This window comes from Candidatus Synechococcus calcipolaris G9, assembly GCF_029582805.1.
Classification (GTDB): Bacteria; Cyanobacteriota; Cyanobacteriia; order Thermosynechococcales; family Thermosynechococcaceae; genus Synechococcus_F; species Synechococcus_F calcipolaris.
In genome coordinates this window covers 1,672,550-1,690,312 of sequence record NZ_JAKKUT010000002.1, presented here as the reverse complement: position 1 = coordinate 1,690,312, position 17,763 = coordinate 1,672,550, and the positions used below count along the sequence as shown (strand labels likewise).

Annotated in this window: 20 protein-coding genes; 7 read left to right on the top strand and 13 right to left on the bottom strand. The window is 47.9% G+C overall.

Annotation, left to right across the window (positions count from 1 at the left end; genetic code table 11):
- Positions 1–92 precede the first annotated feature (92 nt).
- Complete coding sequence (locus L3556_RS11160) at positions 93–635, top strand: YHS domain-containing (seleno)protein (RefSeq protein ID WP_338405740.1); 543 nt, start codon at positions 93–95, stop codon at positions 633–635.
- Between the two features lie 84 nt (positions 636–719).
- Here L3556_RS11160 and L3556_RS11155 read toward each other — a convergent pair whose 3' ends face one another.
- From L3556_RS11155 to L3556_RS11115, 9 genes are all read right to left on the bottom strand, one after another.
- Positions 720–1,181, bottom strand: a complete 462-nt coding sequence (locus L3556_RS11155) for a hypothetical protein (RefSeq protein ID WP_277867345.1) — start codon at positions 1,179–1,181, stop codon at positions 720–722.
- A 107-nt stretch (positions 1,182–1,288) separates the two neighbouring features.
- The gene (locus tag L3556_RS11150) at positions 1,289–1,561 is read right to left on the bottom strand and encodes a nucleotidyltransferase family protein (protein ID WP_277867344.1); all 273 of its coding nucleotides are present in this window, start codon (positions 1,559–1,561) and stop codon (positions 1,289–1,291) included.
- Between the two features lie 310 nt (positions 1,562–1,871).
- Positions 1,872–2,180: a HepT-like ribonuclease domain-containing protein gene (locus L3556_RS11145; protein WP_277867343.1), complete on the bottom strand. Its 309-nt coding sequence runs from the start codon at positions 2,178–2,180 to the stop codon at positions 1,872–1,874.
- A 26-nt stretch (positions 2,181–2,206) separates the two neighbouring features.
- Positions 2,207–2,518, bottom strand: a complete 312-nt coding sequence (locus L3556_RS11140) for a nucleotidyltransferase family protein (RefSeq protein ID WP_277867342.1) — start codon at positions 2,516–2,518, stop codon at positions 2,207–2,209.
- Between the two features lie 72 nt (positions 2,519–2,590).
- Positions 2,591–2,824 (bottom strand): hypothetical protein, encoded by a 234-nt coding sequence (locus tag L3556_RS11135; protein WP_277867341.1) that lies wholly within the window; start codon positions 2,822–2,824, stop codon positions 2,591–2,593.
- Between the two features lie 107 nt (positions 2,825–2,931).
- Complete coding sequence (locus tag L3556_RS11130) at positions 2,932–3,174, bottom strand: nucleotidyltransferase family protein (protein ID WP_277867648.1); 243 nt, start codon at positions 3,172–3,174, stop codon at positions 2,932–2,934.
- A 27-nt stretch (positions 3,175–3,201) separates the two neighbouring features.
- Complete coding sequence (locus L3556_RS11125) at positions 3,202–4,107, bottom strand: GTPase (protein ID WP_277867340.1); 906 nt, start codon at positions 4,105–4,107, stop codon at positions 3,202–3,204.
- 3 nt (positions 4,108–4,110) lie between these two features.
- Positions 4,111–4,953, bottom strand: coding sequence for a GTPase (locus L3556_RS11120; RefSeq protein WP_277867339.1), 843 nt, complete (start codon positions 4,951–4,953; stop codon positions 4,111–4,113).
- A 237-nt stretch (positions 4,954–5,190) separates the two neighbouring features.
- Positions 5,191–6,606, bottom strand: a complete 1,416-nt coding sequence (locus tag L3556_RS11115) for an isochorismate synthase (RefSeq protein WP_277867338.1) — start codon at positions 6,604–6,606, stop codon at positions 5,191–5,193.
- Between the two features lie 154 nt (positions 6,607–6,760).
- Between L3556_RS11115 and ndk the strand changes: the two genes are divergently transcribed.
- Entirely contained in the window at positions 6,761–7,213 is a 453-nt protein-coding gene (gene ndk, locus L3556_RS11110) for a nucleoside-diphosphate kinase (protein WP_277867337.1), read from the top strand.
- On the opposite strand, the gene L3556_RS11105 is transcribed toward ndk, so the two are convergent.
- The gene (locus tag L3556_RS11105; RefSeq protein ID WP_277867336.1) at positions 7,188–7,946 is read right to left on the bottom strand and encodes a TerC family protein; all 759 of its coding nucleotides are present in this window, start codon (positions 7,944–7,946) and stop codon (positions 7,188–7,190) included. The two genes, ndk and L3556_RS11105, sit on opposite strands and share 26 nt — an antisense overlap.
- A 135-nt stretch (positions 7,947–8,081) precedes the next feature.
- Here L3556_RS11105 and L3556_RS11100 point away from each other — a divergent pair, with 135 nt between their 5' ends.
- The 5 genes from L3556_RS11100 to L3556_RS11080 all read left to right on the top strand — a co-directional run bounded on the left by L3556_RS11100 (position 8,082) and on the right by L3556_RS11080 (position 14,978).
- Complete coding sequence (locus L3556_RS11100; protein ID WP_277867647.1) at positions 8,082–8,432, top strand: histidine triad nucleotide-binding protein; 351 nt, start codon at positions 8,082–8,084, stop codon at positions 8,430–8,432.
- 145 nt (positions 8,433–8,577) lie between these two features.
- Positions 8,578–10,077 (top strand): leucyl aminopeptidase, encoded by a 1,500-nt coding sequence (locus L3556_RS11095; RefSeq protein ID WP_422110764.1) that lies wholly within the window; start codon positions 8,578–8,580, stop codon positions 10,075–10,077.
- A gap of 73 nt (positions 10,078–10,150) precedes the next feature.
- Positions 10,151–10,540: a cupin domain-containing protein gene (locus L3556_RS11090; protein WP_277867335.1), complete on the top strand. Its 390-nt coding sequence runs from the start codon at positions 10,151–10,153 to the stop codon at positions 10,538–10,540.
- A gap of 174 nt (positions 10,541–10,714) precedes the next feature.
- Positions 10,715–13,207, top strand: coding sequence for an ATP-dependent Clp protease ATP-binding subunit (locus tag L3556_RS11085; protein ID WP_277867334.1), 2,493 nt, complete (start codon positions 10,715–10,717; stop codon positions 13,205–13,207).
- Positions 13,208–13,238: 31 nt separating this feature from the next.
- The gene (locus tag L3556_RS11080) at positions 13,239–14,978 is read left to right on the top strand and encodes a transglutaminase domain-containing protein (RefSeq protein WP_277867333.1); all 1,740 of its coding nucleotides are present in this window, start codon (positions 13,239–13,241) and stop codon (positions 14,976–14,978) included.
- A gap of 37 nt (positions 14,979–15,015) precedes the next feature.
- Here L3556_RS11080 and L3556_RS11075 read toward each other — a convergent pair whose 3' ends face one another.
- From L3556_RS11075 to trpC, 3 genes are all read right to left on the bottom strand, one after another.
- Positions 15,016–15,333, bottom strand: a complete 318-nt coding sequence (locus L3556_RS11075) for a hypothetical protein (RefSeq protein WP_479682441.1) — start codon at positions 15,331–15,333, stop codon at positions 15,016–15,018.
- 563 nt (positions 15,334–15,896) lie between these two features.
- Positions 15,897–16,625, bottom strand: a complete 729-nt coding sequence (locus tag L3556_RS11065) for an HAD family hydrolase (RefSeq protein ID WP_277867331.1) — start codon at positions 16,623–16,625, stop codon at positions 15,897–15,899.
- 47 nt (positions 16,626–16,672) lie between these two features.
- Entirely contained in the window at positions 16,673–17,611 is a 939-nt protein-coding gene (gene trpC, locus L3556_RS11060; RefSeq protein WP_277867330.1) for an indole-3-glycerol phosphate synthase TrpC, read from the bottom strand.
- Positions 17,612–17,763: the final 152 nt, after the last annotated feature.

Below are 17,763 nucleotides of genomic sequence, written 5' to 3'. Positions count from 1 at the left end.
TCAATCCAATCCTGAGTAGTTTCCGTATATCTAGTAGATTCTGCTATGGGTTCAAAACTCTAGGCAGGATAACGGAATACCCACTAACATGGATGATAAAAATTATGAATGTTAAGTATCTAGCAACGCTATTTCTCACGAGTTTGCTCACGGTGGGCTTGGGTGATAGCCTAAGTGCATCCACTCCTACACCTGCATCTGACACGTCACAAACTGTAGCTCAAAGCGTAGCGACGACTCGTCACCCTGCTGTTTATACCGAAAATGGTATAGCACTTGATGGCCAGGATGTTGTGGCTTACTTTGTTCAGAATGCCCTTGTAGAGGGTAAGCAAGAATTTTCCTATACCTGGAATGGTGTACGCTGGCTCTTTTCCAATGCTGCCCATCGTGACTTATTTGCCCAAAACCCTGAACAGTATGCTCCTCAGTACGGTGGCTACTGTGCTAAAGCAGCAGCAGGTGGAGTATTGGCAACGACTGTGCCAACTGCGTGGGAAGTCCGTGACGGTAAGCTCTACCTCAATTACAGTGCACAGGCTCAGAATGAATGGCGACAGGATACGGCTACCAAAATTGTGAAGGCTAATGCCAACTGGCCAAAGATTCTTAACAATGATGTCATCAAGCGATAAGTTCCTATCTTCATCGCACTATAGCCACAGCTTTTGAATTTGAAACTGTGGCTAATTCTTTTGCTACAGTAGCCTAACGTCATCCTAAAAATGGCGATCGCCCGCAATACAATATCGATTTAAGGCAGCAATAGCTGTGGCAACCCCAGACTGGGCCCGATGTTGATACTTAGTGTAGGCTTTTTCCTGCTCTGGTTTTAGGATTGCGGTCGCTGGAAGATAGTCTGCCAATTCTGCGGTGACATCGGCGGCGGTTGTGTAGGCCGTTACTAAATCTGCTTGAATGGCCTGGAGTTGGCGATCGGAAACCTGAACAGCTTCCAGAATATCAGCCCCCTGTGCCCACGCGGCAGCAACCTTTTCTTCCATGGCTCGATTGTAAACAGGCTGACCTAGATGAGCTTGGTAAATTTCGTTCACACCAGCCATGACATCTTGAGTTGCACGGCCCATTTGCTCACATTGCTGGACATGATTTGAACCACAGGCGGCGATCGCTAGCATCAACAGGCTTATTTTCCAGGGATACTCACTAATCGCGGACAAGATTTTATGTCTACTAAACATCCCTAAATAAACCTATATAATAATGGCAGGTTAAACTGAGAATAGATCGGCTACAGCATCTAAAATATCCTGAATCTGCCGCTGAGTCATAGATAAATAACCTCGGCCAAAATCCGTTCACCAATCCGGGGTTTTAAGCCTGCCTTATGAACCAAATCAACTTTGACCCCAAGATTATCACTGAGATAGTTCTCTAAATTAATAAATTTCAACAAGCTCGGAGTCTGGGAAAATTCAACGAGGACATCTACATCACTGGCTTCTGTTTGTTCTTGTCTCACATAGGAACCGAAAACTCCGAGTTCTTTAACGTGATAACGTTCTTGCAGGAAAGGTTTATGATTTTTTAGCCAGTTCATTATTTCTCTTAATGTTTTCATGACTCTATTTCTATTTAGTTAACGGTCAGAAAGTTCATACTTTATCAAAGCCCAAGCTAATATGATAAAGTCTCCAGGCTGTTCGATAAAACACAGGGATTTTTGAATCGACAAATCTCGATAAATCACGAGGAACCATGTCATCTAGGTTGTTAGAAGCCGCATTAGCGTGACTCTTCAGTTCAATAGTAACTAACTGTCAGAAATTGCTAGTAGAAAGTTGCAGTTTAGACTGTTTTTGATGCGTTTACCCTGGGTGTCTTACATTAACAACTAATGCCTAATCAGGCTAGCTTGAATCATTATGCAAAATATCTGTGATTATGGCTTTGAGATTAGGTAAATCCTGTTCCACAATTTGCCAGACAATCTGTAAATTTACTCTGAAGTATTCGTGAACTAGAATATTTCTAAATTCTACGATCGCAGGCCAAGGAGCTTCTAAGTGCTGTGTGAGAAAAGACTCTGATAATTTACTAGCGGCTTCACCGACAATTTGCAGATGATGAATTATCCAAACTTGCAAGAGTTCATCCTGATTAAATGTATCTTGTCCTCGCGTTGCATATCGTTCAATCTGAGCGATCGCCTCTAACATATCCCTTAATCGTTCAGTATCACTCCTCATAGCGGAACTGCCTCAGTTAAGACCTGCTCCCGGATTCGTTCCTTTAGAGCAGCCTCGGTTGCTACATCCACCTTACGCCCCAGCAGCTTTTTTAAATCCAATACCAAACCCGCCGGAAACCAAGGGCTAATGCGATCCAGGGAATAATCTACCAGAAAATCAATATCACTCTCTTCGTCTGCTTCTCCCCGTGCTACAGAACCAAACACTCGCACATTATAAGCACCATGTTTAGCTGCAATTTTAAGGATTTCATCTCGTTGCTCATCTAAGAGATCAGGGATTCCTAAACCTGTTTTGATGGCCATTCTTCACCTCCGATCGTTAACCTCCTCGTTGCATGATAGAAAACTTTTGCTATCCCACCCAAACCAAAACCTTCACAACCTTGCCAAGTGCCCTGGCTCCGGCAACTGTCCATACAATTCCGGCAGCATCGCCGAAACAAGCGGATTCGTCACCAACTTGATCGTCATAAACCCCTTTACCCTTGCCATGACGGTATAGGTTGCCTGGCCAATTTGCTGACATTGCTGGACATGATTTGGAGCACAGGCGGCGATCGCTAGCATCAACAGGCATATTTTCCAGGGATACCCACTAATCGCGGACAAGATTTGATGTCTACTAAACATCCCTAAATAAACCTATATAATAATGGCAGGTTAAACTGAGAATAGATCGGCTACAGCATCTAAAATATCCTGAATCTGCCGCTGAGTCATAGATAAATAACCTCGGCCAAAATCCGTTCACCAATCCGGGGTTTTAAGCCTGCCTTATGAACCAAATCAACTTTGACCCCAAGATTATCACTGAGATAGTTCTCTAAATTAATAAATTTCAACAAGCTCGGAGTCTGGGAAAATTCAACGAGGACATCTACATCACTGGCTTCTGTTTGTTCTTGTCTCACAAAGGAACCGAAAATTCCGAGTTCTTTAACGTGATATTGTTCTTGCAGGAAAGGATTAAAAGGATTATATGGATACTAGATTTTTGTTTTTTCGTTAATACTTCTAGCAATATTTTTCAACTTGGATATCACCTCATTTTCTAGAGAATTTGACCATCTATACTTTTCTTTTCTATGATTAAAACGACTCACCTTTATCTTCAAAGCCTCTAATTGTTTAATTAAGTTTGTGAGATCAGAAGAAGACTGAACACTTTTTATTGAACTTATTGTATTGATGTAATTACTTTCTAGTATTGATGCATCTACAAGGGTTGCACCATGATCTGAGTGATACAACTTAATTTTTGCGGACATCTTATAAAAATAAGATGCAGTACCATGTATTTCCGCTAGATATTTGTCGTCAATTTTATCACTAGCATCATTCAGTAATGCTGTTAATAGGGTGTTATTGCTAGGTTCCTTTACACAGTCAATGAGGAAATAATTGCTAAAACCTAAAAAACAAGATTTTTTAATCTCATCACTAAAATAATTTTCTATTTGCTTAATTCGGCGATCGGCTTGATTTATCTGCTCTTCCCTTGGCACGGACATAGAAAAAGTAAATACGATCTTACAATTCGCCCATATATGACTGCCAAGTTCCGAATCTAATAAGCGAAAGGCTCTCATATCATCTGATCGAAAATAATCATTAAGTGGGGTTACATAAAGAGTTCCATAGAGATGATTAAGGTTTACTTTGGAGATGATTTGATTCAAGTAAGCAATATCATAACTTTCATCGATCTCATCACATAAACCTGGAGTATCAATCAAACAGATATTTTTTTCAGGGGTGTTCAGTATATAGTGAGAGACAAAACGAGTGCAAGCTACATACTCGGAGGTTTCAGTAACCTTCTGTCCAATAACATGATTAATGAGGCTAGATTTACCAGCACCAGTTCGACCAATAACTAAATATTGCTTCATGAATTAAAAACCAAAAAACCCCTTGATTATAACTCCTGCGAACTTTGCTACCTGTTCTAAAAGGTTCTTGGATTTCTTCTTAACTTTCTCTTCTTGATTTTTGTCTAAGTATATATATTTTACTGTTTCCGATTTAGACGGCTCAACAGGATTAATTCTATTCACTGTTGCCATCAAGAAAGGAATAGCTCCATTTTCAGACATTCTCAAGAATACTTCTGTGTAAAGTTCGCCAAGCCAATTTTTTCCATCTGGTGTTAATGTGTTTGTATTATCAACAGCTACCGATGGTATACCCGATGCAATTTCATCGTTAGTATATTTCTTTACTTCTTCTTTTATGAGTCGAGTTCTTATTTTATATCCTTCCTTAAATTTTTCTTCATCTGATACATCCCAAGAATAGGTAAGGATTATAATAGCTTGCTTCCAAATGTCTTGTCCAAAAACATTAGAAATCAATTGTATTACTCTCTTATCAGCAAAACCTATTTTATCTTTCAACTTAGTTACAAACCACAGTGAATCAACCTTCTTTACACTACTTCTAACCATCTCTAAATATTTTTCATCGTTACCATGTTCAGGTAAGTCATCACATAATCCTGGGGTGTCGATAATATTGCAATTTATTCCTGACATTTCAGTAGTATATTTTTCAACCGTCATTGTTGTAGGCTCGAAATCTCCTACAGGAGCAATATTTTGCCCCATTAGACTATTAATCGTGCTAGATTTACCTACACCTGTCTTTCCAAGAATTAAAAACGTAAATTCGTTTTCATGGCGTTCAGTCAACTTCTCTTTTAGTTTTTCCAGAAATTCGATTGAGTCAATATTCATCATTATGCTATTGTCCCTTTTTTTTTTGGAATTATACCTTGCTCTCGTCTATTTTGCAAGTTAATACGATGGAATAACAGAAAAATATATCTAAATGGCCCCTAGGGCAGGAAGGTGACGACGATAAGCCAATGCCTGGGAAGGTCGATCGCCCTCTGGATTGGTCTTTATGGGTCATGGTTTAAGGGATAACCGGCTGAGGATGCCATAATTATTTTCTGGAATACAGTATCAATTTTATTAGGCGATCGCCGAAACAAGGGCCTGTAACTTCAAAAGCACCTCCTGCCATTCCCGTTCCGGGTCTGATCCGCGCACAATTCCCGCCCCTGCATAGAGCCGTGCCATGGTTCCCTGTAATAGGGCAGAACGAATACCGACAATAAATTCTCCTTCACCGTTGCAATCCACCCAACCTAGGGGGGCGGCATACATTCCCCGCTCAAAGGTTTCCAGTTGGCGCATCCATTCGTAGGCGATCGCCCGTGGATAACCGGCCACCGCTGGCGTGGGATGCAGAGCGGCCAAAATATCCAGGAGATGTACCGCCGGATGGGGAGTGGCCCGGATCAGGGTTTGCAGGTGTTGGATATTGGCCAACTTGAGCACTTGGGGTTCCCCTGGGGGTGGAATCAACAAACCCAAATTTTTCAAGGTATGGCTGAGAAACTGAACAATCACCTGATGTTCGTGGCGGTCTTTTTCGCTGTGATACAGGGCGGTGGTGAGGGCTTGATCCTGGTGGCGATCGCCCCCCCTAGGACTTGAACCGGCCAAGGCATCGGCCGTTAACACCCCCTGCTCCAGACTCACCAAACGTTCAGGACTAGCTCCCACAAACGTAGAGCCACCATCGCAGCGCACACTAAACAAATAGCAGTTGGGGTAGTGGTGGCGAAGATTTTGCAGAGTCGCTTCCCAGGAAAAGGGACGAGGAGCAGTAATATCCGCAGCACAGGCCAAAACTAATTTTTCCATCTCCCCCGTTTGCAACACCTTCAGGGCGGTATGGACACCACGAACAAACCCCTGATGCTGAACCGTGAGATTAGGCAACGAAATGGTGGGAACCATCACCGACTCGATGTCAAAGGTTGGGGGCAACGTTTGCAGATGTTCCCATATCCGCTGCCATTGCCCACAGAGGCGATCGATCTCCCCAGGCTCCAGTAAAACATCACAATTAAGGGTAAGTTGCACCTGCTGATCGCGCTGATGAATCTGCCACTGGGGTAAAATTGCCCGGCTGGCACTGGTTCCTTGGTGGCCCGTGGGGCGATCGTGAAACGTAAAATGGCAAAAAATACGGGGGTGGCCCCCATCTAGGCAAAATATTTGGGCAAACGTGGTCTGGCAAAAATGGCGCACATCCTGAAAGCGTTGGCAACCTTCGGCGGTATAGGTGCGTAATGCCCCCAAGGCGGCGATCGCCATCCCCGTACCCGGCTGCTCCAGATAAAAGTAATCCGCCTGCGGATCCATCCCACAGTCAGATAATCCCGCTAGGGCAAGGAGCGGATCAATGGGGGGCAGGTCACGACTGATACTTAAAAATAAGCACCCCTGATTACGGGCCTGGGTTAATCCCGCAACCAACTGCTGTCGAAATTGGTGTTGGGCACTCAGATCAAATGTCGGCGAAGGAGAAACGGGCATAAACCTAGATCAGGGCGGTGCGCTTGCCATCCTATTTTCACCTTCCCGTGCGGTGTTTGGCAAAGTTGTCCAGGGTAAAATCTTGGAATTGACCTCCAGGTGTTCCCCAATCGGGTCTAAAATTTATCTGTAAAGCAAGCCTGGGAGGCAATGCGTGGAACGAACATTTCTAGCCATCAAGCCAGACGGAGTACAGCGGGGGTTGGTGGGGACGATCATTCAACGCTTGGAGCATAAAGGCTATTCCCTCGTGGGACTAAAGCTGATGCGAGTCACCCGTGAACTCGCGGAAACCCATTACGGCGAACATAAAGATAAGCCCTTTTTCCCTGGGCTAGTGAATTTCATTACCTCGGGGCCGGTGGTTGCCATGGTTTGGGAAGGCCGCGGTGTCGTAGCTGCCTGCCGAAAACTCATTGGTGCGACCAATCCCCTAAATTCCGAGCCAGGGACGCTGCGGGGAGACTTTGGCATTGATGTGGGCCGCAATATTATCCACGGCTCCGATGGCCCAGAAACGGCGGAACGGGAAATTGCTCTCTGGTTCCAAACCCAGGAGTTGGTCGTTTGGGAACCCCGTCTTACTCCTTGGATTTATGAGATGTAGGGGAACTCGATAGGGGTTCTGCTTCCGGTGACGGCGGTGGGGATGGCTCGATCTGTTCGGGTAACTGCCGCCGTGAAAATCCCCAGACGAAACAAAGGGCAATGAGACTAATCATGATCCATTCCGGTGGCACTAGCTCAGAGTTAATCACCCGCAACAATAGCCGTAGTCCCACCAGGGTAACGGTGAGATAGCCCGCATCTTCTAGGCGCGGAAATTCGGTTAACCAGCGGATAAATAACCCCGCCATAAATCGCAGCGTGATCACCCCAATGGTGCCCCCGAGTAAAATCAACCAGCGTTCATCGGACAGGGCGATCGCCGTTGTCACACTATCGAGGGAAAACGCTAGATCCGCTAAGACCAGTAGGGGGATGGCCTGCCAAAACGAAGTAAAAGTCTGAGCGTGGTGATGTTCAGCGGCATCCTTGTTGGAACTAAAGTATTTAATGGCCAACCACAGTAGATAACAGGCCCCGGCCAGTTCAAATTGCCAAAAATTAACAACCCAGGTGGCAGCCAAAATTAAACCAATCCGAAAGAAATAGGCGATCGCCAGGCCAAAATTTAGGGCCTGCCGCTGTTGCTTGGCATCTTCAATTCCTTGAACGAGGGCCGCTAAAGCAATGGCATTATCCGCAGAGAGAACCGCCTCCAAACTGATTAAAATGACCAGTAACAGTAGGGTATCTAATCCCCAAACCGGAGACAATTCCAACACCTGATCCAGCACTATTTCCCACCTCCCGCTATCGGGATCACCATGATTCTTTTTCCTTATCGAAAAACTGACGATTTCCTCCATGGTATATTGGAACCCAGTGCAAGGGTCATACAGCCCTGCTAAAAAATTGGTTCCGTAATGATGATGCCTTCAGAAAATGACACGATTTTTGCCAAAATCATCCGCCGCGAGATTCCCGCTGATATTGTCTACGAAGATGATTTAGCCCTAGCCTTCAAGGACGTAAATCCCCAGGCTCCGGTGCATATTCTCGTGATCCCCAAGCAACCCATTCCCCAGCTAAGTGCTGCGGTTCCTGAGGATCATCGGGTTTTAGGGCATTTATTATTGACGGTGAAGCGGGTAGCGGAGCAGGTGGGGCTAACCCAGGGCTATCGGGTCGTGATTAATAATGGTCAAGATGCAGGTCAATCGGTGGATCACTTGCATTTGCATATTCTCGGAGGGCGATCGCTGCAATGGCCGCCGGGATAGGGAGTTGCCAGGTTAGGAGAATCCTGGGCTAACCATCGATATCCTCCAGAAATGTTTTGATCTAAACTCAACACTTTTAGGCATAATAACATCTGTAGCATTTTAGCCATACCCTTGTGGGGGCGATCGAGGACAGCAATACCCTATGAAAATCGAGACGAATGGAACTTCCCTCAGTGCATGGTCAGGGGACTTAATGGCCATTGGTTTTTGCCAAAGTGATCAGACCATCATTTTGGACAATGCCTACGCTAGTTTGGATCAACGACTGGGGGGAACCCTTCAAGATGTCATTCAAGAGGCAGATTTTCAAGGGAAAACCGGCACATCCTTGATCGTGCGCCTCGCACCCCATTCCCCCATCCGCAAACTCATGCTCATTGGTCTGGGCGAAGCCGATCAGTTAGACGGAGAAATCCTACGACGGACAGCGGCAGCGGTAGCCCGTTCAGCCCGCCGGGAAAAAGTGAACACCCTGGCCCTCCATTTCCCCCAGTGGCAGTCCCCGTCACAAACCACCCAGGCGATCGCCGAAGGGGTTTATTTAGGCCTGCATCAGGATCATCGCTTTAAGTCCGATCCCGAAGCAGCAAAACTAGCCGAGTATCCCCAAACGGTTCAACTGATGGGGATGGAGCATCAAATAACAAGCCTGAACCAGGCGGATATTATTTCCAGGGGAGTGATTCTTGCCCGAGAACTGGTGAATGCCCCCGCCAATATTGTCAGTTCCCTAACCCTGGCCGAAACGGCCCAAAACCTAGCCGCTACCTACGGCATGGGTCTGAAAATCTTAGACGAAGCAGACTGTCGGGACTTGGGGATGGGAGCTTTTTTAGGGGTTGCCCAGGCCTCGGATATTCCCCCTAAATTTATCCATCTCACCTATCGCCCCTCAACCCCCGCCTGCAAAAAAATTGCCATTATCGGTAAAGGTCTCACCTTTGACTCCGGTGGTTTGAATATTAAAGGGGCCGGCAGTGGCATTGAAATGATGAAAACCGATATGTCCGGTGCGGCGGCGGTCTTTGGTGCAGCCCAGGCGATCGCCCAACTCCACCCCAAGGTCGAAGTTCACTTTATTGTTGCGGCCACAGAAAACATGATTAGTGGCAACGCGCTCCATCCTGGGGATATTCTCACCGCCTCCAACGGCAAAACCATTGAAGTCAACAATACCGATGCGGAGGGCCGCCTCACCTTAGCCGATGCCCTCGTCTATGCGGAAAAGCTCTCCGTGGATGCCATCGTGGATCTGGCCACCTTGACGGGAGCCTGTATCGTTGCCCTTGGTGAAACCATCGCCGGAATTTGGAGTAACGATGAAGCATTAGCCAGTCAACTCACCAATGCAGCCGCAACCGCGGGGGAAAAGCTCTGGGCTATGCCCCTAGAGGAAAAATACTTTGACGGTCTAAAATCCATTGTCGCAGACATGAAAAATACCGGCCCCCGACCGGGGGGAGCCATTACCGCCGCCCTCTTTCTGAAGCAATTTATTGATTCAACCCCCTGGGCCCACCTAGATGTGGCTGGCCCGGTTTGGACAGACAAAGAAGACGGTTACAATAACCCCGGCGGCACCGGATTTGCGGTGCGAACATTGGTTCAGTGGGTTCTAGATCGATCCCTAGATCAGGCATAAATCACCCATAGCAAACCAAGGACTTAAAATACAATCTATGTAAGCAACAATCTTAACGACTAGGGTGATCACCATGTCTGAATCCACCGATGGCGACATTACCACCATTCGCCCTGATGCCAGCATCCATACTCGCCAAAAACTGCCCTACTTTGTTGGTGTCTCAGCCCAAACCGCCCAAGCCCAGGGAATTTCCATGAACCTGGTGATTATTCCACCGGGGGCGGCAGCGGAACCCCACTACCACAAAGACTTTGAAACCGCCATTTACCTACTCGAGGGCCGGGTGGAAACCCGTTATGGCCAAGGACTGCAAAAATCAATCATCAATGAGGCTGGCGACTTTATCTATATTCCCGCCAATGTACCCCACCAACCTGTTAACCTAAGTCAAACAGAACCCGCAAAGGCCATTGTTGCCCGGAATGATCCCAATGAACAGGAAAATGTTGTTCTTGTATAACAACTAAGCCCCATAGTCAAGGGATCTGCAAAAACGATGGATGGGCGAAATCCGTACCTGTCGCGATCGGGTCAGGAAATCTAGACTGGAGGTACGTTAGCATAAATAATGCCAAGGAAATTATCGTGTTAAGATTGTTCATACCAGCACGCAGGAACCATTTGGGGTAGGGTCATGTTTGAACGGTTTACAGAAAAAGCCATCAAGGTGATTATGCTGGCTCAGGAAGAGGCCCGCCGCCTGGGACATAACTTTGTCGGTACAGAGCAAATTCTTCTAGGTTTAATTGGCGAAGGAACCGGGGTGGCTGCCAAGGTGCTGCGCTCAATGGGCGTAAATCTAAAGGATGCCCGGATTGAAGTCGAAAAAATTATCGGTCGCGGTTCCGGTTTTGTCGCCGTAGAAATTCCCTTTACCCCCCGTGCTAAGCGAGTTTTAGAACTCTCTCTTGAGGAGGCTCGTCAACTGGGCCACAACTATATTGGTACGGAGCATTTACTCCTAGGCTTAATCCGGGAGGGAGAAGGGGTGGCGGCCCGGGTACTAGAAAATCTGGGGGTTGATCTCTCTAAAGTCCGCACCCAAGTGATTCGGATGTTGGGAGAAACCGCCGAAGTTGCCGCCGGAGGTGGTGGGCAGGGACGCACTAAAACGCCTACCCTAGACGAGTTTGGGGCCAATCTCACCCAGATGGCTATCGACGGCAAGTTGGATCCTGTGGTGGGTCGGCAAAAAGAAATTGAGCGGGTAATCCAAATTCTAGGTCGGCGGACGAAAAATAATCCCGTCTTGATTGGGGAGCCTGGGGTCGGTAAAACGGCGATCGCCGAGGGGTTAGCCCAACGCATTGCCAATAATGATATTCCTGATATTCTCCACGAAAAACGAGTTGTCACCCTAGATATTGGGTTACTGGTTGCCGGAACCAAATATCGCGGCGAATTTGAAGAGCGGCTCAAGAAAATCATGGATGAAATCCGCCAGGCCGGTAACGTTGTGCTGGTGATTGATGAAGTCCATACCCTGATTGGAGCCGGAGCAGCGGAAGGGGCGATCGATGCGGCCAATATTCTTAAGCCAGCCCTAGCGCGGGGTGAATTACAGTGCATTGGCGCGACCACCCTCGATGAGTATCGTAAGCACATTGAACGGGATGCGGCCCTAGAGCGACGCTTCCAGCCCGTAATGGTGGGTGAACCCTCCGTAGAAGAAACCATTGAAATCCTCTATGGTCTGCGGGAACGCTACGAGAAGCACCACAAGCTGAAAATTTTAGATGAATCCCTAGAAGCTGCCGCCAAGCTCTCCGATCGCTACATCAGCGATCGCTATCTGCCCGACAAGGCCATTGACCTGATTGACGAAGCGGGATCCCGGGTGCGCTTAATTAATTCCCAACTGCCCCCTGCGGCCAAGGAACTGGATAAAGAACTGCGACAAGTCCTCAAGGACAAAGACGATGCCGTGCGGGCCCAGAACTTTGATAAAGCGGGTGAACTGCGCGATCGGGAAATGGAACTCAAATCCCAAATTCGCTCCATTGCCCAGCAGAAAAAAGCAGAAACCACCACGGGTGAAGATGAATCCCCCATGGTGACAGAAGAGGACATCGCCCATATTGTTGCCTCTTGGACGGGCGTACCCGTTAGCAAACTCACCGAAACCGAGTCCGAAAAACTATTGCACATGGAAGATACCCTGCACCAGCGGGTGATTGGCCAAGACGAAGCGGTAAAGGCCATTTCTCGGGCGATTCGACGGGCACGGGTGGGTCTCAAAAATCCTAATCGTCCCATTGCCAGCTTTATTTTCTCCGGGCCGACCGGGGTAGGTAAAACCGAGCTAACCAAAGCCCTGGCCACCTATTTCTTTGGCTCCGAAGAAGCCATGATCCGCCTAGATATGTCGGAATACATGGAGCGGCACACCGTCTCTAAACTCATTGGCTCTCCTCCGGGCTATGTGGGTTACAACGAAGGCGGTCAACTCACCGAAGCAGTACGCCGGCGGCCCTACACGGTGGTTCTCTTTGATGAGATTGAAAAAGCCCACCCCGATGTCTTTAATCTGCTCCTGCAAATCCTGGAAGATGGCCGCTTAACGGACTCCAAGGGACGCACCGTAGACTTCAAAAACACCCTCTTGATCATGACCTCCAATATTGGCTCCAAGGTGATTGAGAAGGGGGCCGGTGGCCTCGGCTTTGAGTTTGGCAGTGATAATCCGGCGGAATCCCAGTACAACCGGATTCGTTCCCTCGTGAATGAAGAACTGAAACAGTATTTCCGTCCTGAGTTTCTCAACCGCTTGGATGAGATCATTGTCTTCCGGCAGTTGACCAAGGATGAGGTGAAGGAAATCGCCGAGATTCTGCTCAAGGAAGTCTTTGCCCGCTTAACGGAAAAAGGTATTACCCTGGAAGTCACCGAGCGGTTCAAGGATCGCCTCATTGATGAAGGCTATAATCCCAGCTACGGGGCACGGCCCCTGCGTCGGGCCATTATGCGGCTCCTAGAGGATACCCTAGCGGAAGAAATGCTCTCGGCGCGGGTGCGAGATGGAGACACGGCCCTCATTGATGTGGACGAGTCGGGCCAGGTCAAAATCAAAACAACGGAACGGCGGGAACTACTCCCCCAAGCTGTTGAGCCGCAAACCGTTGAGTAGTTAATCGTCTCGAGATCTCCAAGGAGAACATATGACCAGTGAAGAGACTGCCCATGGAGATCTCTTGTCTAAGGTAGTGAGTACAGTTGATGCCCAATGGCGCACGGTCATGCCCCTAGGAGCTTATCAGCTCTATGGGTTAGCCTGGGTGGATCCCCAAGCACTCTGGTTACGTCAACTACCTCGGATGCCCTTTTGCCAGGGAACGGTTGGTTCTAGTTTGTTGGCCCTAGATCGGGTGCGGGGCTATTTACTTCTGATTAATCCTGAGAATGATCACAGTGAAATACTTAATCCCTATCACGGGGATGAATTCCTGGATGCCCAGGGTCTCTGTCTTTGGCAAGATACCCTCTGGTTTTGTCAAGATGACTGGGTTTATTACTGTGTCTTACCGGATTTAACCATCCATCCCTTTGAGCGATTTAGCTATCCCGTGCAGGGGGTGGCCGTTGATGAGCAGGGGGTCTATATCACCTGTCAAAAATCGGGGTATATTCATCACCTAGATCGGCAAACGGGTAAGGAACTGGGGAAACTTCCTGCCCCTGGCATTGGTGAAGAAAACTTGGCTATCCGCCCGGATGCCCTTTGGGTGTGCGATCGCCTTGAGCAGTCAGTCTATCGCTTGGATCGTCAGACAGGAGAGATTTTAGCTGCGGCCCTTACGCCCTTTACCGATCCTACGGCCCTCAGCTTTAGTGATCAGGGACTATTCTGGGTTACCTACGCCGGCGAAGAACCTTACCTACGGGATAATCCCAATAACTTAGAGACCCCCTTAGAAATTGCCTCCCGCGACTACACCTCCATCCATCCCCTTGTTTTTGAGACCCAAGAGCAGGAGCATTACACCCTCTCCAATGGCTATTTAGTCGAGATGTCCTATGTGGAAGAGATTTCGCCCCTCGACTCCGTGCATTTAGATAATCTGGAGTGGCGTATTGCCCTGCCAGCGGAATCCTTACGCCAGAAAGTTCTGCGGGTTGAGCCGGTCGGTACTCCTTTTCGTTTAGATACCGTCGGTGATCAACAGGTCGCTATTTTTGATTTCCCAGAACTGCGTCCCCAGGAATCCCGTTTCTTTGGTTGGCGGGCCTGGCTCGAATTACGGGCAATTAAATATCACTTACGTCCCGATGATATTGATGAGACGCTATCGTTGCCGGAAGGATTTGCTCAGCTTTACCTGATTGATAATGATGAATTATCGATGAGTACGGCGATTGTTCAAGATGCGGCTCGCGAAGCAGTGGGCACAGAAACAAATATTTTACGGAAGATGCTTAAAATCCGTAATTATGTCTACGATCGCCTCTCCTATGCCCTACGGCCCAAAATTGAAACCCCTGATTTAGTATTAGAGCGGGGAGTCGGCTCCTGTGGCGAGTATGTGGGAGTGCTTTTAGCCTTGGCTCGTTTGAATGGGATTGCTTGCCGCACCGTCGGCCGTTATAAATGTCCGCCACTACCGGATCAGCGGGGAGTTCCCCTCCAACCCACCTACAATCATGTCTGGTTAGAATTCTATGTGCCGGGTTATGGCTGGTTGCCCATGGAATCAAATCCAGATGATGTGATTGATCGGGGCCCCTATCCCACCCGCTTTTTTATGGGTTTACCCTGGTACCATGTGGAACTCAGTAAAGGGATGCGGTTTGAAACCACAAATTACCGCGATCGCGGTCTGCGCTTAGGGGATTTAGCCTTGAATCATGTTCGATTTACAATCCATGCCGAGATTCCTCCCTCCAGCGAAAATAGTAGTTAACTCTCGCCATATTCTTCCATAAATGACATAAAATCCCTTAGGGCTGATCGGGTTTGTTCGCTCCCTTGAAGCTGATGCCGTATTTGGAGAATAATCCATCGATTTTGGATTCTAGTTCGGCGAGTCGCTCGTTCTCTTTCTTCATTAGCTCGGTCTCTTTCCTCAGTTGCAAACGATCGTTCTCTATCTGATCGTTCTCTTTCCTCAGCCTCTTTATATCTTCTTCGACGCTCAGTGTTCCACTCAAGGCCGAGATTAGCCACCAAAGACGCTGTGCCCAAACTGAACGCCAAGAGGCTCCACTGGAGGGTGGTGAATCGGAGCCAGAGCAGGGGGATTGCGGTACTTGTGCCATAAAACCTCAGAAGTGCAGCAACGGCATAGAGGAATGTTGTGAGCGATCGCGGCAACAGGGCTAAAAAGCTAACCATCCCTTTAGTTTATCTCACCGGCCCATTGTCCTAAAACTCGCCATATTCCTCAAGAAAGGCGATGAAATCATTCAGGGCTGATCGGGTTTGTTGACTGGGTTGAAGCTAATGCCGTATTTGGAAAATAATCCATCGATTTTGGATTCTAGTTCGGCGAGTCGCTCGTTCTCTTTCTTCATTAGCTCGGTCTCTTTCCTCAGCCTCTTTATATCTTCTTCGACGCTCAGTGTTCCACTCAAGGCCGAGATTAGCCACCAAAGACGCTGTGCCCAAACTGAACGCCAAGAGGCTCCACTGGAGGGTGGTGAGTCGGAACCAGGGCAGGGGGATTGCGGTACTTGTGCCATAAAACCTCAGAAGTGCAGCAACGGCATAGAGGAATGTTGTGAGCGATCGCGGCAACAGGGCCAAAAAGCTAACCATGTTCTTAATCTATCCCATTTGCCGAGGAATCCTTGAGAAGTTGCTGAGTAAAGGGTTGGGATGACTAACGCCCAGATATACTCTTGGAGACAGGTTCTGCTCCCCAAACCTGCCTAACTCGATCCAGTTCTAAGGCCTCAAACTGATCGATCGCCCAATTACAGCGTCGCTGCAACATATGAAACGGATAGGTATGGGCTATCCCCACGATCGCCAAGCCTGCCTTTTTTGCAGCTTCTATCCCCGTAAAGGTATCCTCGATCGCCAGGCAATCCCCTACCTCAATGTCCATCTCTGGATAGATCTGCTGAAGCCGCTTTACCCCAAGAAGATAGCCCTCCGGATCCGGTTTTCCTTGGCAGACATCCTCCGCAGTCACAATCACCCCGAAGAACTCCTTAAGTTGCCCCCGCTCTAGGGCAATCATTACCTCTTGGCGGATCGCCCCCGTCACGATCGCCCCGACAATGCCTCCTTGGGTTAGTTGGTGAATAAACTCCTTTACCCCAGGAAAAAAGGGAAAGGGATCAATGGTTCCCAATCGAGTTTGGTAGGCTTGGGTCTTTTGGGCAATTAATTTATCTAGGTAGTCCGGCGTAATAAAACGGCCCCGCCGCCGCAGTAAATTATCCAAACAGTCGCGATCGCTGCGGCCTAGGCAAAACTGCTGATATTCCTCTGGCTGGGGACGTAAATTTTCACCGAGAAGAATCTCATTGATGAGTTCCTGGTGTAGGTTTTCGTCATCAATAATCACACCATTAAAGTCAAATAAAACCGCCTTTAAGGGCATAAGTTACAAAGGTAAATATTAGTAGTTTATGAATTTATGAATTGAATTTATGGGTTAAGTAGCGGTGGCGTTGTTTGCGCCAATAGATGGGTAACTCGTTTTTTCATACGATCGCCCTCACTGAGATGGTCATCGGCTCCATCCCGACGAACAAGGGATTCACCAATAAGCACCGCCGTTGCCCCAGCTTGGGAAACCCGGGCAATATCCTCAGGCGAGTGGAGGCCAGATTCACTAATGATTTGGACATTTTTTGCCACAATTTGCTCCTTCCGTTGCGCCATAAGGTTTTCCGTGGTTTCAATATTGACGGAAAAATCTTCAAGATTGCGGTTATTTATACCAATCACTTGGACATTATCTAGGGCTAAGACCCGATCCATTTCCTCTAGGGTATGCACCTCAATCAAAACCCGCATTCCTAAACCCTGGGCAATACGGATAAAGTAGCGTAGATCCCGATCGGGCAAAATAGCGGCAATGAGTAAAACCGCATCGGCCCCATGGAGTCGGGCAAAGTACATTTGATAGGGATAAATAATAAAATCCTTACAGAGTAACGGTAAATCCACCACTGCCCGGATTTGCTTCATATAGTCGTAGCTACCCTGAAAATATTTCTGATCGGTCAGCACCGATAGACAGGTTGCTCCAGCAGCCTGGTAGGCCTTGGCAATGGCTACCGGGTCGAAATCGCCCCGAATCACCCCCTTACTGGGGGAGGCTTTTTTCACTTCGGCAATCAGGGCCGGTTGGGTTTGGGGATGTTGCAGAGCGGCTAAAAACGATCTAGCCGGGGGAGCGGTTAAGACTTGGCGTTGCAATTCTGGTAGGGGCAGGGCCTCACGGCGTTGGGCAACTTCTTTTTCCTTATGCCAGACGATTTCTTCGAGAATGTGGCGGGGAGCAGCATCCGAAACCTGAACTTGGTAGTGCAATTGTTGAACCATAACAGCGGGGTTGGGGGGGCGACGACGTATTTGCATAGCGTTTTCAGCCTAAACAAAACAAAACAGTCCTTAGCTTGAACCAAGCATAGACTAGAATGCGAAATTTTGCCATGGAGACAAGATACACCGAAAGTTAACATCATGCTGCAAACGAGTAAGTTCTCAGTCAAGAATTGAGTCTGATCGTT

What these genes read in the sequence shown, in the direction of transcription:
- L3556_RS11065 (WP_277867331.1), bottom strand. Translation starts at nt 16,625, where the DNA reads ATGCCCTTAAAGGCGGTTTTATTTGACTTTAATGGTGTGATTATTGAT.
- L3556_RS11090 (WP_277867335.1), top strand. Translation starts at nt 10,151, where the DNA reads ATGTCTGAATCCACCGATGGCGACATTACCACCATTCGCCCTGATGCC.
- L3556_RS11100 (WP_277867647.1), top strand. Translation starts at nt 8,082, where the DNA reads ATGCCTTCAGAAAATGACACGATTTTTGCCAAAATCATCCGCCGCGAG.
- L3556_RS11075 (WP_479682441.1), bottom strand. Translation starts at nt 15,333, where the DNA reads ATGGCACAAGTACCGCAATCCCCCTGCTCTGGCTCCGATTCACCACCC.
- L3556_RS11145 (WP_277867343.1), bottom strand. Translation starts at nt 2,180, where the DNA reads ATGTTAGAGGCGATCGCTCAGATTGAACGATATGCAACGCGAGGACAA.
- L3556_RS11115 (WP_277867338.1), bottom strand. Translation starts at nt 6,606, where the DNA reads ATGCCCGTTTCTCCTTCGCCGACATTTGATCTGAGTGCCCAACACCAA.
- L3556_RS11080 (WP_277867333.1), top strand. Translation starts at nt 13,239, where the DNA reads ATGACCAGTGAAGAGACTGCCCATGGAGATCTCTTGTCTAAGGTAGTG.
- L3556_RS11140 (WP_277867342.1), bottom strand. Translation starts at nt 2,518, where the DNA reads ATGGCCATCAAAACAGGTTTAGGAATCCCTGATCTCTTAGATGAGCAA.
- L3556_RS11125 (WP_277867340.1), bottom strand. Translation starts at nt 4,107, where the DNA reads ATGAAGCAATATTTAGTTATTGGTCGAACTGGTGCTGGTAAATCTAGC.
- L3556_RS11160 (WP_338405740.1), top strand. Translation starts at nt 93, where the DNA reads ATGATAAAAATTATGAATGTTAAGTATCTAGCAACGCTATTTCTCACG.
- L3556_RS11120 (WP_277867339.1), bottom strand. Translation starts at nt 4,953, where the DNA reads ATGATGAATATTGACTCAATCGAATTTCTGGAAAAACTAAAAGAGAAG.
- trpC (WP_277867330.1), bottom strand. Translation starts at nt 17,611, where the DNA reads ATGCAAATACGTCGTCGCCCCCCCAACCCCGCTGTTATGGTTCAACAA.
- L3556_RS11085 (WP_277867334.1), top strand. Translation starts at nt 10,715, where the DNA reads ATGTTTGAACGGTTTACAGAAAAAGCCATCAAGGTGATTATGCTGGCT.
- L3556_RS11095 (WP_422110764.1), top strand. Translation starts at nt 8,578, where the DNA reads ATGAAAATCGAGACGAATGGAACTTCCCTCAGTGCATGGTCAGGGGAC.
- L3556_RS11150 (WP_277867344.1), bottom strand. Translation starts at nt 1,561, where the DNA reads ATGAACTGGCTAAAAAATCATAAACCTTTCCTGCAAGAACGTTATCAC.